10 protein-coding genes and 1 pseudogene are annotated in these 14,569 nt (G+C 73.3%); 6 read left to right on the top strand and 5 right to left on the bottom strand.

Annotated features, from left to right (window positions below):
* Positions 1-170 precede the first annotated feature (170 nt).
* Both ACEPPI_RS10900 and ACEPPI_RS10895 read left to right on the top strand, forming a co-directional pair.
* Complete coding sequence (locus tag ACEPPI_RS10900) at positions 171-2,030, top strand: long-chain fatty acid--CoA ligase (RefSeq protein ID WP_373915022.1); 1,860 nt, start codon at positions 171-173, stop codon at positions 2,028-2,030.
* A gap of 139 nt (positions 2,031-2,169) precedes the next feature.
* Positions 2,170-3,861, top strand: coding sequence for an alpha/beta hydrolase (locus ACEPPI_RS10895; RefSeq protein ID WP_373915021.1), 1,692 nt, complete (start codon positions 2,170-2,172; stop codon positions 3,859-3,861).
* A gap of 144 nt (positions 3,862-4,005) precedes the next feature.
* On the opposite strand, the gene ACEPPI_RS10890 is transcribed toward ACEPPI_RS10895, so the two are convergent.
* Positions 4,006-5,214, bottom strand: coding sequence for a PLP-dependent aminotransferase family protein (locus ACEPPI_RS10890; protein WP_373915020.1), 1,209 nt, complete (start codon positions 5,212-5,214; stop codon positions 4,006-4,008).
* 127 nt (positions 5,215-5,341) lie between these two features.
* On the opposite strand from ACEPPI_RS10890, the gene ACEPPI_RS10885 reads away from it, so the two are divergent.
* Positions 5,342-6,220, top strand: coding sequence for a hypothetical protein (locus ACEPPI_RS10885; RefSeq protein ID WP_373915019.1), 879 nt, complete (start codon positions 5,342-5,344; stop codon positions 6,218-6,220).
* 153 nt (positions 6,221-6,373) lie between these two features.
* Here ACEPPI_RS10885 and ACEPPI_RS10880 read toward each other — a convergent pair whose 3' ends face one another.
* The 3 genes from ACEPPI_RS10880 to ACEPPI_RS10870 form a co-directional block, all read right to left on the bottom strand.
* Positions 6,374-6,571, bottom strand: a complete 198-nt coding sequence (locus ACEPPI_RS10880; RefSeq protein WP_356213794.1) for a DUF397 domain-containing protein — start codon at positions 6,569-6,571, stop codon at positions 6,374-6,376.
* A 211-nt stretch (positions 6,572-6,782) separates the two neighbouring features.
* Positions 6,783-7,670, bottom strand: coding sequence for a helix-turn-helix transcriptional regulator (locus tag ACEPPI_RS10875; protein ID WP_356213792.1), 888 nt, complete (start codon positions 7,668-7,670; stop codon positions 6,783-6,785).
* Positions 7,671-7,947: 277 nt separating this feature from the next.
* Positions 7,948-8,691 carry a GPP34 family phosphoprotein gene (locus ACEPPI_RS10870; protein WP_030232012.1) on the bottom strand — a complete coding sequence of 248 codons (744 nt, stop codon included), beginning with the start codon at positions 8,689-8,691 and terminating at the stop codon, positions 7,948-7,950.
* A gap of 185 nt (positions 8,692-8,876) precedes the next feature.
* Here ACEPPI_RS10870 and ACEPPI_RS10865 point away from each other — a divergent pair, with 185 nt between their 5' ends.
* The 3 genes from ACEPPI_RS10865 (at position 8,877) to ACEPPI_RS10855 (ending at position 14,041) form a co-directional block, all read left to right on the top strand.
* Positions 8,877-11,759 (top strand): hypothetical protein, encoded by a 2,883-nt coding sequence (locus ACEPPI_RS10865; protein WP_373915018.1) that lies wholly within the window; start codon positions 8,877-8,879, stop codon positions 11,757-11,759.
* A 131-nt stretch (positions 11,760-11,890) separates the two neighbouring features.
* A complete protein-coding gene (locus tag ACEPPI_RS10860) occupies positions 11,891-13,738 on the top strand; it encodes an MFS transporter (RefSeq protein WP_373915017.1) in 1,848 nt (615 codons plus the stop codon).
* A 99-nt stretch (positions 13,739-13,837) separates the two neighbouring features.
* Positions 13,838-14,041 (top strand): hypothetical protein, encoded by a 204-nt coding sequence (locus tag ACEPPI_RS10855; protein WP_280917382.1) that lies wholly within the window; start codon positions 13,838-13,840, stop codon positions 14,039-14,041.
* 146 nt (positions 14,042-14,187) lie between these two features.
* Here the strand turns inward: ACEPPI_RS10855 and ACEPPI_RS10850 are convergent.
* Positions 14,188-14,569: pseudogene (locus tag ACEPPI_RS10850) on the bottom strand (hypothetical protein); the annotation flags it as partial.

Raw genomic sequence — 14,569 nt, 5'->3', positions numbered from 1 at the left:
TGTTGCCGGTTGGTTACCGGCCGTGGGACGGGGGCGGGGTGCCGATTCGTGCCGGTGGGTGTGGGCAGGGGGTGGGAGGTGGGTGAAGAAGGCGTCCGGGGGGTGGTCGGGGGTCGTTACCCGTGCGTAGATTACCGGCGGTAACCCCGGAACGACCGAGGAGAACAGCCGTGGAAGCCGAGCCGAAGCCGGTCGAGCCCGTCAAGACGACCGTCGCCGGGGTGGTGCGCGAGGTGGCGGTCCCCGCCCTCGCCGGGATGCCGGTGAGCGGCTCGCTCGGGGACCTCCCCTTCGAGAACGCCCGGCAGGCCCCGCACGAGCCCGTGCTCGCCCGCAAGGAGCCCGACGGCACCTGGCGCGACGTCACCGCCGCCGAGTTCGCCCGCCAGGTGCTCGCCGTCGCCAAGGGACTCATCGCCGAGGGCCTCCAGGAGGGGGACCGGCTCGCGATCATGGCCCGGACCACCTACGAGTGGACGCTGCTGGACTTCGCCGGCTGGGCCGCCGGTCTGGTGACCGTACCGATCTACCCCACCTCCTCGGCCCTCCAGGCACGCTGGATCATCCACGACTCCGGGGCCGTGGCCTGCGCCGTGGAGGACACCGCGCAGGCCCGCATCATCAGCGCCGAGCGCGCCAACCTGCCCTGGCTCGCGCACCTGTGGGAGTTCGACACCGGGGCGGTCGCCCGGCTCGTCAAGGCCGGCGAGCACCTGCCCGACGCGATCGTGCACGCCCGCAGGTCCACCCGTACACCGCAGTCCGTCGCCACGATCGTCTACACCTCCGGCACCACCGGGCAGCCCAAGGGATGCGTGCTGACCCACGCCAACTTCTACGCCGAGGTCGACAACGCGGTGGAGCTGCTGCACCCCGTCTTCAAGTCGGTCACCGACGACCCGGCCTCCACCCTGCTCTTCCTCCCGTTGTCCCACGTCTTCGGACGGATGGTCGCCGTCGGCTGCCTGCGGGCCCGCGTGAAACTCGGCCACGCGCCGAGCATCACCACCGAGGACCTCCTCGCCGACCTCGCCGGCTTCCGGCCGACCTTCCTGCTGGCCATCCCCTACGTCCTGGAGAAGGTCTACAACACCGCCCGCGCCACCGCCGAGAAGATCGGCAAGGGCGCCTCCTTCGACCGGGCCTCGCGCATCGCGCAGAGCGTCGGCGAGGCGCAGAGCGAGGGCAGACGGCCCCCGATGGGCACCCGGGCCGCGCACGCCCTGTACGACCCGCTCGTCTACCGCCGCGTCCGCGCCGCCCTCGGCGGCCGCGTGCGCTACGTCCTCAGCGGCGGCTCCCCCCTCGGCCGGCGCCTCGCCGCCTTCTACACGGGCGCCGGGATCGAGGTCTTCGAGGGCTACGGGCTCACCGAGACGACCGCGGCCGCCACCGTCACCCCGCCGCTGCGCCCCCGGCTCGGCACGGTCGGCTGGCCGCTGCGGGGGACGGCGGTGCGCATCGCCGACGACGGGGAGGTGCTGCTGCGCGGGGCGCACGTCTTCGCCGGCTACTGGAACGTCGCCGCGCAGCAGCCCGGCGGCTGGCTGGCCACCGGGGACATCGGCGAGCTCGACGCGGACGGGTACCTCACCATCACCGGCCGCAAGAAGGACGTGATCATCACCTCCGGCGGCAAGAACGTCGCCCCCGCCCCCCTGGAGGACTGGCTCCGCGCCCATCCGCTGGTCGGGCAGTGCATGGTCGTCGGCGACAACCGGCCGTACGTCACCGCCCTGATCACCCTCGAACCGGACGGGCTGGCGCACTGGCGGCAGATGCACAAGAAGCAGGGAGTGCCGATCCGCGAGCTGCTCACCGACGAGGCCCTGCTCGCCGACCTCCAGCGGGCCGTCGACGAGGCGAACGCGCTGGTATCGCGGGCCGAATCGATACGCCGCTTCGCCGTCCTGCCGGGGGACTTCACCGAGGAGCGCGGGCACCTGACGCCGTCGATGAAGCTCAAGCGGGGCGCGGTCGCGCGGGACTACGAGCGGGAGATCGAGGAGCTGTACCGCCGGGAGCGGTGAGGCGGACCCCGGCCGGGCACGCTCCGGACCGCCCCCGGCCGGGGCAACCCCTCCGGCGGCGGCCGAGGGGCGGGTGGGGCCGGGCGCGCTTAGGGTGAGCTGGGCTGACCGGTCCGGGGGGTCACCCGAGGAGGGTGCCGTGCACCGTTCCCACCGCCGTACCCGCTCGCACGGCCTCGGCCGCTCCCATACCGGCGAGCCCGGCCGCTCCCGTGCCGATGTGTCCGGCCGCTCCCATACCGGCGCGCCCGGCCACCCCCGTGCCGACCGGCCCGGCCTGGCCGGTACCCCCGTCCGGGCCCGTCTGCGTACGCGCGGGGCCGCCGCGGCCTGTGCGGTCGTGCTGGCCTCCGCCCTCGGCGCGGGCCCCGGCCCCGGGAGCGGATCCGGGAGCGGATCCGGCACCCCGTCCCCCGCCGCGGGGTCCATACGGTGGGGGGACTGCCCCGAGAAGCCCGTGCCCGACGGCATGACGTGCGGGTACGTGACCGTCCCCCTCGACCACGAAGACCCCGCCAAGGGGACCATCCGGGTGGCGCTCGCCCGGATCCCGGCCACCGCCCCCGGCCGACACCCGCTCGGCTCGCTGCTGCTGAACTTCGGCGGCCCCGGCGGACGCGGGACCACCTCCCTCGCCGCCGACCCCGTGACCTTCTCGAAGCTCGGCGAGCGCTACGACCTCGTCACCTTCGACCCCCGCGGCGTCGGCCTCAGCGAACCCGTCTCCTGCGGCGGCTCCCAGGAGGTCGGCGACGGGGTCCCGCCCGACGCCGCCTCCCAGCTCGCCGCCCTGCGCGCCGTGGCCCGCCGCTGCGCCCTGCACTCCGGACCCGTGCTCCCGTACGTCGGCACCGTCCAGGTGGCCCGCGACCTGGAGGTCATCCGCCGGGCCCTCGGCGACAAGAAGCTCAACTACCTCGGCTTCTCCTACGGCACCCGGCTCGGCGCCGTCTATGCCGCCCTCTTCCCGCACCGCACCGGCCGGATGGTCCTCGACGGGGTCGACACCCTCGTCGAACCGCTCGCCGAACAGGCCCTCGCCTCGGCGCGCGGCCGCCAGCGCGCCCTGGACCGCTTCCTCACCTGGTGCGCCCACCGTCCGGGCTGCGTCTACGGCACCAACACCCGCACCGCCAAGGAGCGGGTCGACGACCTCGTCGCGCGGCTCGACCGGAACCCGCTCATCGGGGACGACGGCTCCTGGTTCACCGGACAGGACGCGGTCGACGCCATCGCCACCGCCCTGTACGCGCCGACCGCCTGGCCCGCCCTCGCCGACGCCCTCGCCCTCGCCGAGCGGCGGCACGACCCCGTCGGGCTGATGCAGCTCGGCGGCCCCACCGGCCCGGTGCCCGACGCGGGCGACGGCCCCGCCACGGTCCCCGCCGACAACGCCGAGGCCGCCCTCACCGCCGTGAACTGCGCCGACGACCCGGACCGCGGCGAAGACCGGGCCGGCCCGGCGGCCGTCGAGCGGGAGATCCGGGACCTGGAGCCGGAGTTCCGCGCGGTGTCGGAGATCTTCGGGCCGGGCCAGCTGGGAACCGTACTGGCCTGCTACGGACGCCCCGCCGGCACCGACTTCATCCGCCGGATCGACCACCCGGGCGCCCCGCGCATGCTCCTCGTCGGCACCCGCGGCGACCCGGCGACCCCGTACGAGTGGACCGAGGAGACGGCCCGCCGGCTGGGCTCGGCCGTGATCGTGGACCACAAGGGCGACGGACACACCGGCTACGGGACCTCCGCCTGCGTACGCGGCCACGTGGACGCCTTCCTCACCGACGGCCGCCTCCCGCACGGAACACGCGCCTGCCCCGCCGGGGAGTGACCTCCCCCGGCGGGGCGGCCACCCGCGGCGCGGCGGCCGGCTCGCTCCCGCCCCGCGCCGCCCCTGTCCTCGGTGCCGTACGGCGCCGCCCGCAGCGCCGCCATCAGGCCGTCCATCGACTCCCCGCACGCCGGCACCCGAGGCCTAGCCCAGGGCCCGGCCCAGCCGGGCCAGGCCCTCGGCGATCTCCGCCGGGGTGTGCGTGGTGAACGACAGGCGCAGCGTGCGCGGGTCCGGGGTGCCGGTGAAGAAGGGCGCCCCGGGGACGTACGCCACGTCGTGGGCCACCGCCGACTTGAGCAGGGCGCCCGCGTCGTACCCCTCGGGGAGCCGCGCCCACACGAACATGCCGCCCTCGGGGCGGTTCCACTCCGAGCCCTCCGGGAGCGCCCCGCCCAGTCCCGCGAGGAGGGCGTCCCGGCGGGCCCGGTAGGCCTCGCGGACCCGGGCGACGTGGGCGTCGAGGTCGGCGGCGCCGAGGTAGTGGGCGGCGGCCAGTTGGTCCACCGTCGAGGTGTGCAGGTCGGCGGCCTGCTTCGCGACCACCGCCGCTCGCCGCAGCGCGCCGGGGGCGCGCAGCCAGCCCAGGCGCAGCCCCGGCGCCATCACCTTGGAGAAGCTGCCGAGCAGGGCGGTGCGGTCCTCGGCGCCCGGGTGGGCGGCGATCCAGGGCTGGTGGTCGCCCTCGTAGCGGAGGTCCCCGTACGGATCGTCCTCGACGAGCCACAGCCCGAGGCGGGCCGCGGTCCGGGCCACCTCGGCGCGGCGCCCGCCCGGCAGGGTGCGCCCGGTCGGGTTCTGGAAGGTGGGGACGGTGTAGAGGAGCTTCGGGCGTTCCCGGGCGGTGAGTTCGGCCAGGGCGTCGGGCAGCAGGCCCCGCTCGTCGCAGGGCACGGGTATCACCCGGGCTCCCGCGAGGCCGAAGCACTGGAGGGCCGCGAGGTAGGTGGGGTTCTCGACGAGGACGGTGTCGCCCGGCTCCAGGAGGGTGGCGGCGATCAGGGTGAGGGCCTGCTGGGAGCCGGTCGTGACCAGGACCTCGTCGGCGGTGGTGGGCAGGCCCCGGGCGCGGGCCCGCGCGGCGACGGCCTCGCGCAGTTCCGGGGCGCCCTCGGTGGTGGAGTACTGGAGGGCGCGGGCGGCGGAGGCCCCGGTGAGGGCGGCGTCGTAGGCGGCCCGCAGGCCGGCGGTGTCGAAGAGTTCGGGCGCGGGCAGGCCCCCGGCGAAGGAGATCACCCCGGGGCGTTCGGTGAGCGCGAGGATCTCCCGTACGGGCGAGCCTCCCACGGAGGCCGCGCGGGCGGCGAAGGGCGGGAGCGGGGCGTCGGCCGGGGCGGGGGAGTCGAGGGGCATGGGGGCTCCTTCGGGTGGCGGATGCCGCGCAGCCTAGCGGCGGAAGGTGTAGACGGCACCTACTGTCCACCGGCTGAACCGCGCCCGACCCCTCCACAACTGACGCATCATCAGTTAGACCGGTGTCATGACGACCAGAGACGATCGGGAACGGCCGGACCGGGAGCGGGAGCCCGCGGACACCCGGGCCGGGGACTACGCGGAGCTGGCGGCCGTGGGCCCGTACGGGGTCCGCCCCGGCCACGCCCTCATCACCATGGTGGAACCCCACCCGGGCCACGAGTACGCGTACAACCGCTGGTACGAGGACGACCACTACTACGCCGGCGCCATGGCCATGCCCTGGATGTACGCCGGCCGCCGCTGGGTCGCCACCCGCGACCTCCAGGAACTGCGCTACCCGGAGAAGTCGGCGGTCGCCCGGCCCGTCACCGCCGGCTGCTACCTCTCCACTTACTGGGTGACCGAGGGCCGCTACGACGAGCACATGAAATGGACCGTCGGCATCAACAAGCGCCTCAACCGGGACGGCCGGGTCCACCAGGCCCGCACCCACGTCTTCACGGCCTTCCAGGACCACGAGGCGACCGTCTACCGCGACGGGGCCGCCGGACCCCGGGACTTCCACGCCCTCGACCACCCGTACGCCGGGCTCGTGCTCCAGGTCGTCGACGCCGAGGACCCCGGTCGGCGGGCGGAGCTGCTGGAACGTTTGCGCTCCCGGGACCTGCCGCGACGGCTGAGCGGCTCGCAGGCGGCGATGGTGACCGTCTTCCGGCCGACGCCGCTGCCCGGCGACCGGATGACCTACGTGAAGCAGGTCGAAGGGGTCGACACCCGGCTCACCCTGCTGTGGTTCCTCGAAGCCGACCCGCGCACCTGCTGGGACCGCTTCCAGGGGCTGGACGCGGAGGTCGCGGAATCGGGGCTGGGGCGGGTGGAACTGGTCGCGCCGTTCATCCCGACGGTGCCGGGCACCGACCGCTACGTGGACCTGCTGCGCTGAGGTCCCCGACATGACCGGGCCCCCTCGGCCAGGACGGCGGGCCGGTCGAGGGGGCTTTGGTCGGCGTTGCCGGACCGGCCGTCGGATCCGGCGCCGGACCCGGTATCGGACCTGGCATCGGACAGGGCGCTTCGGTGTTCAGGCGACGCGCCCTTACCGGCCCGCGACGACGTCGGTGACGAAGGAGGTCCAGGAGGACGGCGCGAAGGTGAGGGACGGGCCGTCCTGCACCTTGGAGTCGCGCACCGCGATCGCTTCCACGGCGGGGGACTTGACCTCGACGCAGGCGCCGTTTCCGCCGGAGTAGGAGGACTTGGTCCAGTTTTCCGTGGCGCCCTGACGAATTGCCATGTTTCTCTCCGGTTCAGCGAGTAGTTCCGGTTGCGTGCCGGTCAATTCCCTGACCGACGTGATCGACGCTACCGGCACCTCCCGAGGCCTGAAGGAGGCATTCACTCGACCGGGTGGCATATTCCGGTCAGGCCTTTTCCGGCCGGGGGCCGACGGTGTACCGTACCGGCCCCTCGCCGCATCAGGCCCTCGGACCATCAGGTCATCAGGTTCACTTCCCCGTCTTCCCCGCGTAGTGGTCGATGATCTCGCCGATGAACTGCCTGGTCTGGTCCACATTGAGGGCCTGGGCACGCAGGTGCTCGTACATCACGCTGTATTTCTGAACGTCGTTGGCCTTCTCCAGGTACAAATCGCTCGTGACGCCCTCGATGTAGACGACCGTCGAGTCGGAGGCGTCCGGAAATTCCAGAATGGCGTACTGCCCGTTCACGCCGGGGTGCGCGCCCATCGAGAACGGCATCACCTGCACCGTGATGTACGGCTGCTGCGACTGCTCTATCAGGTACTCCAGCTGCCGGATCATCAACTGCGGATCGCCCACGTGCCGGCGCAGCGCCGCCTCGTCGATGACCGCCCACAGGCGCAGCGGCCCGACGTCGGGATTGTTGTTGTCCGTCTCCGAGAGCCGCTTCTGACGGTGCATGCGGACCTGGACGCGCTTGTCCACGTCGGCGGGCGCCGTCTCCGGCAGCGCCCCGCGGATGAGGGCCTGGGCGTACTCCGGGGTCTGGAGCAGACCGGGGACCATCTGCGGTTCGTAGGTGCGCAGGCTGGCCGCGTCGGTCTCCAGCCCGATGTAGACGCTGTACGGGATGTCCCCGAAGGCGTGCCACCAGCCCTGCTGGCGGGAGTCCTTGGCCATCTGCATGAGCGAGTCCACGAGCCGGGGGTCCTCGACCTCGTACACCTCGCACAGGTCGCGGACGTCACGCTGGCTGATGGACCGGCGGCCGTTCTCCAGCCGGCTGATCTTCGACTGGGAGACGAGGAGGCGTTCGGCGACCTGTTCGGCCGTCATGCCCTTGTCCTCGCGAAGCTTGCGCAATTCCATGCCCAGTCGGCGGCGTCGGACGGTGGGATTGACATTGGACGCCACGGATCGGCACCTCCGCCTTCTTCTGTCGCTGTCTCTCTGCGTGTCTGCTGTTCAGCAGACTGCCACCGAAGGGTGCGACGGCGCTGGGGAACGGCTGGGAAAAGCAGACACGCGGGGTGGCGGGACCGGCTCACCGGTCACGCCACCCCGCGTGCGGGCGGCTTCCGCGCCGGTCCTTGGGGGACCTCCGGTCGCGGCGATCTGTGCCCCGTTCGGCGGATCAAGGGGTGTCACGGGGCCTGTGCGTGCTGCCTGTACGGGTGTTGCGGGTCCGTCCCTAGTGCGCTGCCGCCCGTGCCATCGCACCCGTCCGGCGCGGCTGCAGCGGCACACCGCTGCTCGCCGTGGCCCGGGCGGCGGGCGGCTGGGCCGGAGCCCGGTCGCGGCGCGGCTGGGCGGCCACACCGTTCTGGACGTCCATCACGGCGTGTGCCACGAGACCGCCCATCGGGTCGTGCCGGATCAGGTCCCGCAGCCGGGACCGTGACGACCGCCCCTCGTTGCCGGGATACAGGTGCTTGCCGAGTCCGACCGCGTGGGCCAGTGCGGCGAGCGCCGCGGTCCGCGGGTCCGGGGGTACACCGGTGCGGATCGCACTGTCGAGCCGGGCACGGATCTCCCGGCTGATCGCCGTGTCGGTCGCCTGGTAGCGAGTCGTCGGCAACACCCCGCACATCTGTCCCGCGACGGCATGCACCATGCCGCAGCGCTCCAGGTGGGCGAGGTAAATCTGGCGGAGCCCCAGCCGGGGTCCGCCGATCCAGTGGACGGCCCGGACCGGGCTGCCGCGCCTGCGCAGCAGTTCCAGTGCGGAGTCCAAAGTCGGATCTCCTGTCGGCCGTGGCATCACCACGGCGATACGATCCCCATCAGGGGCTATCCGTCCTGCCAGAGCCAGCTCCACTAGCTGTGCCCCGGCCAGGCCGAGGTCGAGCGACTGCGGCTGCGCCGTGGTTCCCGTGGCCGGGTCCAAGGCGAGCAGCAAAAGCTCCTCTGGAATTGTTCTGCGGCTCCTGCCCATCCATGCCTCCCCGCGTGGATGAGTGACAGGGTGACGCCTCTCACATTCATCTGTCGAGAGCGCCTGGCCGCTTTGTAGGGGAACCTGCAGCTATGTCGTTCTCGTCTAGCACATGGGCGATGCCCCCTAGACGGGACACTGTTAGACGGTTCGGACAGCGACCGGACGGCGATCGAGGAGGAACGGTGGCGGGCGAGTCCCCCGACAAGTCGGTAGATGAAGGAACGTCGGGAACGGCGAAGTCCTCCTCCGCGGAACAGGACCCGAGGCTTTCGGTCTTCCAGCCGACGCCGCGGCGCGACGCGCTGAAGGAGGCCGTGGCCGCATGGGTCGCGACCGCCGAGCCGACGGGACCGGCGGACCGGACCGCCGCCGCGGACGCGGACGCCGGCACGGACGCCGGCACGGACGCCGGCACGGACGGTGACGGCGGCGGCGAGGGTGCGGACTCGGGCTCGGGCGCCGGGGCCGGCGCGCCCGGGGTGGTCCGCCAGGGCTCGGCGCCCTCGGAGACCTCCGACGGCCCGCAGAAGCCGTCCACGGACGTGCGGACCACCGCGTTCGGGGCCGTGGTGCCCGATTCCGGTTCGGCGCAGGACAAGAAGCCCGCCGACGGGCCCGGGAAGGGCGACGGCGAGCGCACGGCCGTCTTCCGTACCGTGAAGGCGGGTTCCACTTCGACCGAGGACAAGAAGCCCGCGCAGGACCCGCGCGGCGGAGAGCCGGAGAAGCCCGCCGACGGGCCCGGGAAGGGCGACGGGGAGCGCACGGCCGTCTTCCGTACGGTGAAGCCGGGTTCCTCCTCCGCGGAGGAGGAGAAGCCGTCGCGCGATCCGCGCGGTGCGGAGCCGAAGAAGCCGTCCGCGGACGTGCGGACCACGGCCTTCGGCGTCGGCGTGCCCGATTCCGGTTCGGCGCAGGACAAGAAGCCCGCCGACGCACCCGGGAAGGGCGACGGGGAGCGCACGGCCGTCTTCCGCACGGTGAAGCCGGGTTCCGCTCCGGCGGAGGACGAGAAGCCCGCGCAGGACCCGCGCGGGGCCGGGAAGGCCGACGGGCCGGCCGACGGCAAGAGTGAGCGCACGGCCGTCTTCCGGGCCGTGAAGCCGGGCTCCACTCCGGCGGACGAGCCGAAGAAGCCGTCCGCGGACGTGCGCACGACAGCCTTCGGCGTCGTCGTGCCTGGTTCCGGCTCCGGTTCCGGCTCCGGTTCCGTGGAGGGCGAGAAGCCCGCGCAGGACCCGCGCGGGGCCAAGCCGGCCGACGCGGAGAAGGCCGACAAGGCCGACGCGGCGACCCCGGCGGACAAGGCCGGGAAGCCCGCCGCTGCCGACAGTGAGCGCACCGCCGTCTTCCGCACGGTGAAGCCGGGCTCCGGTTCTGGTTCCGGCTCCGGTTCCGTGGAGGGCGAGAAGCCCGCGCAGGACCCGCGCGGGGCCAAGTCGGCCGACGCCGAGAAGGCGGGCGGGGCGGGCAGGGCGGTCGACGGCGACAGCGAGCGCACGGCCGTCTTCCGGGCCGTGAAGCCGGGCTCCGCCCCGGCCGGGGAGAAGAAGCCGGCGGACGCCGCGAAGGGCGGGGCGCGGTCCAGTACCTTCGTGCCGCTGCGCGGAGACGACCAGCCGGCCCCTCCGAAGCCCGAGACGCCGAAGCCCGCGACGCCCGCGCCCGCGTCGCCGAAGCCCGCACCCGCCGCCCCCAAGCCGTTCGCGACGCCCCCGGCCCCGCCGGCGGCGGCCGGCCGGCTGGACTCCAGCGAGCGCACCACCCAGCAGCCGCTGCCCCCGAGGCCGCCGCTCGACATGCTGGCGGACCTCACCAACAACCCGCCCCCGCCGCCGAGCCCCATGCGTACCGCTGTCCGGCGGTTCAAGATCTACGCGCCGATCGTGCTGCTCCTGGCCGTCCTGCTCGCCGTCGTGCAGATGGTGCGCCCGCTGCCCGCGCCGAAGCTGGCGATGACCGCGAAGGCCTCGTACAGCTTCCCGGGCGGGAAGCCCGATCTGCCCTGGCCCACCGAGGGGCAGGCCTCCATGGCCGCCGCCGGCCTCGGCACCATCGGCTCGTCCGGTGAGCAGAAGCCGGTGCCGATCGCCAGTGTCACCAAGTCGATGACGGCGTACATCATCCTGCGCGACCACCCCTTCAAGAAGGGTGAGAAGGGCGCGATGATCGACATCGACAAGACCGCCGAGACCGAGGGCCAGAAAGACAAGTCGGACAACGAGTCCACCCTCAACACGGTCAAGGAGGGCGAGAAGATCTCGGAGTACGACGCGATCGCCGCCCTCATGATCCCGTCGGCCAACAACATCGCGCGGCTCCTCGCGCGCTGGGACTCCGGTTCCCAGGAGGCGTTCGTCAAGAAGATGAACGACACCGCCAAGGAACTCGGCATGACGAACACCACCTACACCGACCCCTCGGGCCTGGACGCGACCACGGTCAGCACCGCCGAGGACCAGGTGAAGCTCGGTCTGAAGATCGTCGAGATCCCGGCGCTGGTGGACATCACCCGCATGCCCAGCTGGACCGACCAGACCGGCAAGGCGTGGTCCAACTGGAACCGACTGGTCCCGTACAACGACTCCCTCGGCATCAAGACCGGTACGACGACCAAGGCGGGCGGAAACCTCCTCTTCGCCGCGCAGAAGAAGGTCGGCGACACCAACCAGCTGATCGTCGGCGCCGTCCTCGGCCAGCACAAGCCGCCGATCATCGACAGCGTCATCGCCGCGAGCCGGACGCTGCTGATCCCCACGCAGAAGGCCATCGAGGGCGCGACCGTCGTGAAGAAGGGCGATGTCGTCGGCTACGTGGACGACGGCCTCGGCGGCCGTACGCCGGTCGTCGCCACCGCCGACGTCCAGGCCGTGGGCTGGTCCTCGCTGACCGTCGCCCTCAAGCTCGGTGACGGCGGCACCAGGATCCCGGAGACGGCCAAGGCCGGAACCCAGGTCGGGGTGCTGACCGTCGGCGAGGGGGCCAGCCAGGTGAAGGTGCCCGTGGCGCTCCAGCGGGAGCTGGTCGCGCCGGGCGCCGGCAGCAAGCTGACCCGTATCGGCTGATCCGATCGCAGGTGCGTCGGGGGGGGGGGCGCCGGGCCCCCCCCCCCCCCCCCCCCCCCCCCCCCCCCCCCCCCCGCGTCTAGGGTGCCGGGGCGGGACTCACGTGTCGTGTCGGGGAGAGAGCGTCGGTTGTGACCACCGCTGAGCAGCATGAGCAGGGACAGGAGCCGGCCGGGGCGTCCCCCGGACCGGGCGGCATAGGCGCCGGGCTGCTCGCACGGGCGCACCGGAATCCGGTGGCCGTGGCCGTCGCCGTGGCCGCCGTCCTGCACGTGGTGTGGTTCTTCAGCCTCGCCAACAGCGGCGGGGACCTGGCGGCGCAGGACGCGTGGGCGGAGTTCGTCGGCCGGCACCCCGACACCGCGTACAACCTCGCCTGGTACGGGGGCATGCACCCGGTCTCGTACAGCATCGTGTCCCCGTACGTCATGCACATGATCGGCGTCCGGACCACGATGATGATCGCCGGCACCTGTTCGGCGGGGCTCCTCGCGCTGATCCTGACCCGTTGCCGCGGCGCCGTCCGCCGCCCCCTGTGGCCGGCCCTGGCGGGGGTCTACGGGCTGCTGTGCAACGCCCTGTCGGGCCGGGTCACCTTCGGGCTCGGGGTGCTGTTCGCGCTCGGGGCCGTCGCCGCCGTCTTCTGCTGGCCCCGCACATGGGCCCGGCGGCGCTGGGCCAAAGCCGCCGTCGCCGCGCCGCTCGCCGGGCTGGCGACCGCGGCGAGCCCGGTCGCGGGGCTGTTCCTCGGGGTGATCGCGGCCGCGCTCTTCCTGAGCGGACGGCGGCCGGGCGCGTACGCCCTGGGGCTGCCCCCGGTGGCCGTCGTGGGGCTGTCGGCCTGGCTGTTCCCCTTCTCCGGTACGCAGCCGATGAAGCTGGGCTCGGCCTGGCTGCCCTTCCTCTTCGGCCTGGCCCTGGTCTTCCTGGTGCCCAAGGGGTGGAAAACGGTCCGGATCGCCTCGGCCGTCTACACCTTCGGGGTGTTCCTGACCTGGGCGATCGACTCCCAGGTCGGCTCGAACGTGACCCGGCTGGTCATGCTCTTCGGCGGGGCGGTGCTGGTCGCCGCCCTCCCCTACACCGCCCCCCGCTCGCGGCGCCGGTACGCGGTGCTGGCGGCCTTCGTGGGGCTGACCGCCTGGATCACCACCAACAGCGTCACCGACATCGTCCGCACCACCCCGGTGGCCGCCTGGAACCGGGAGCTGGCCCCGCTGATCGACCGGCTCGGCAAGGCGGGCGCCGACCGGGGCCGGGTCGAGGTGGTCCCCGCCAGCAGCCACCGCGAATCCTCGGCCTTCCCCGCGTACGTCAACCTCGCGCGCGGCTGGAACCGGCAGGCGGACCTGCAGCGCAACCCGCTCTTCTACGACGGCACCCTCACCGCCGACGGCTACCGGGCCTGGCTGGAGCGCTGGGCCGTGCACTACGTGGTGCTGCCCGCCGACAAACCCGACTCGGGAGGGGAGGCCGAGGCGAAGCTCGTGCGCGCGGGACTCCCGTACCTCCGCGAGGTGTGGGGCGACGAGAACTGGCGGCTGTTCCGGGTGGCCGACCCGACGGACCTGGTGTCCGGACCGGCCGACGTGGTGCGGGCGGGCGCCGATCAGCTGGTCATCGACGTCAAGGCCCCCGGCCGGATCCTCGTGCGGATCCCCCACTCGCCCTGGCTGGGCCTGGTGGACGCGCGGGGCAAGGCGGTCGAGCCCCCGCAGGAGACCCCCGCGTCCAAGGCCCGGGGCACCGCCGCGGCCGGGACGGGCGCGCCGCCCAAGGGGTACGCCAACACGTCCGGGTGCCTCTTCAAGGCGGCCCCCGACGCCGCCGGGGACACCTGGACGGAGCTGCTGGCGCCGGCGCCGGGGGAGTACCGGGTGGCGGCGAAGTACCAGCTCCCGCGGGGTACGCCCTGCCCGGAGGAGCTGATCCGGGCGACCGTGGGCACCCCGAAGCGGCCGGCCGCGCCACGGCCTTGATCCAGCATTCTTTACGCACGGTCCGGGTGCATTGGTCCGTATATCTGCATACGATCCCAGTAGTCCGATTGGGTGCTTCCCGAGGGAGTTGACGACGGGATGAGCAAAGAGCAGAAGCAGGACGTCCAGGCGGCGATCGCGAAGGCGACGGAGGGGCTCCACCTCCCACGCGCGCAGGGTCACGGCTTCGAGGGTCCGGTCCGGACCAAGGTGAAGGGCGGGGCCCACACCAAGGCGTCCCTGAAGCGGGCCGGCACTCCCCAGGGCGACCGGATCGGCGAGCGCAGCAGAGGCCTCAGCTGACCGGCGCGGCCTGACGCGCCCCCTGCCCCGGTCATGACTCACTCCGCCCTCCCGGCCCGGCCGGGAGGGCTTGCGTCCTTCTCCGGCCAGGGCCTTCGCTCCCCGCCGTCCGCCCGGTCCAGGCCCTCCTAGCCCTCCTGGCCCTCCTAGCCCTCCTGGCCCTCCTGGCCCTCCTGGCGGTCCTCTCCGTCCCCTACGCCCTCCCCGTCCTCCACGTCCTCCACGTCCTCCTCGTGCAGGTCCTCGGTCCGCCGCCGCAGGTTCTCGATGTCGGCGCTGAGGCTGACCAGGATCCGGTTCAGCTCTTCGAGGCCGGGCAGCGGGATCACCGGGGTGTGGGCACCCACCTCGGGCTCCAGCAGCTTGAGCCGCTCCAGCGCGTCGTGGGCGGCCGAGAGGCTCGTGCGCAGGACGCTGCGTTCGTCGGCGGCCCGCTGGCTCGCGGGCCGGCCGTCCACGCCCGCGGGCGCCAGGAAGACGGCTGCGGCGCCCGGCCCGCCGGCCCCGTCCGCGGGGCGTTCCGGCGAC

Source organism: Streptomyces sp. AB3(2024) (assembly GCF_041862025.1).
Lineage (GTDB): Bacteria > Actinomycetota > Actinomycetes > Streptomycetales > Streptomycetaceae > Streptomyces.
Note: the sequence above shows the minus strand (reverse complement) of the source record. Positions and strands in the feature narration are given on the sequence as shown.

Excerpts from the sequence above, each read along its gene's own strand:
- ACEPPI_RS10890 (WP_373915020.1), bottom strand. The coding sequence starts at position 5,214 with ATGCCCCTCGACTCCCCCGCCCCGGCCGACGCCCCGCTCCCGCCCTTC.
- ACEPPI_RS10870 (WP_030232012.1), bottom strand. The coding sequence starts at position 8,691 with ATGGGCAGGAGCCGCAGAACAATTCCAGAGGAGCTTTTGCTGCTCGCC.
- ACEPPI_RS10885 (WP_373915019.1), top strand. The coding sequence starts at position 5,342 with ATGACGACCAGAGACGATCGGGAACGGCCGGACCGGGAGCGGGAGCCC.
- ACEPPI_RS10855 (WP_280917382.1), top strand. The coding sequence starts at position 13,838 with ATGAGCAAAGAGCAGAAGCAGGACGTCCAGGCGGCGATCGCGAAGGCG.
- ACEPPI_RS10880 (WP_356213794.1), bottom strand. The coding sequence starts at position 6,571 with ATGGCAATTCGTCAGGGCGCCACGGAAAACTGGACCAAGTCCTCCTAC.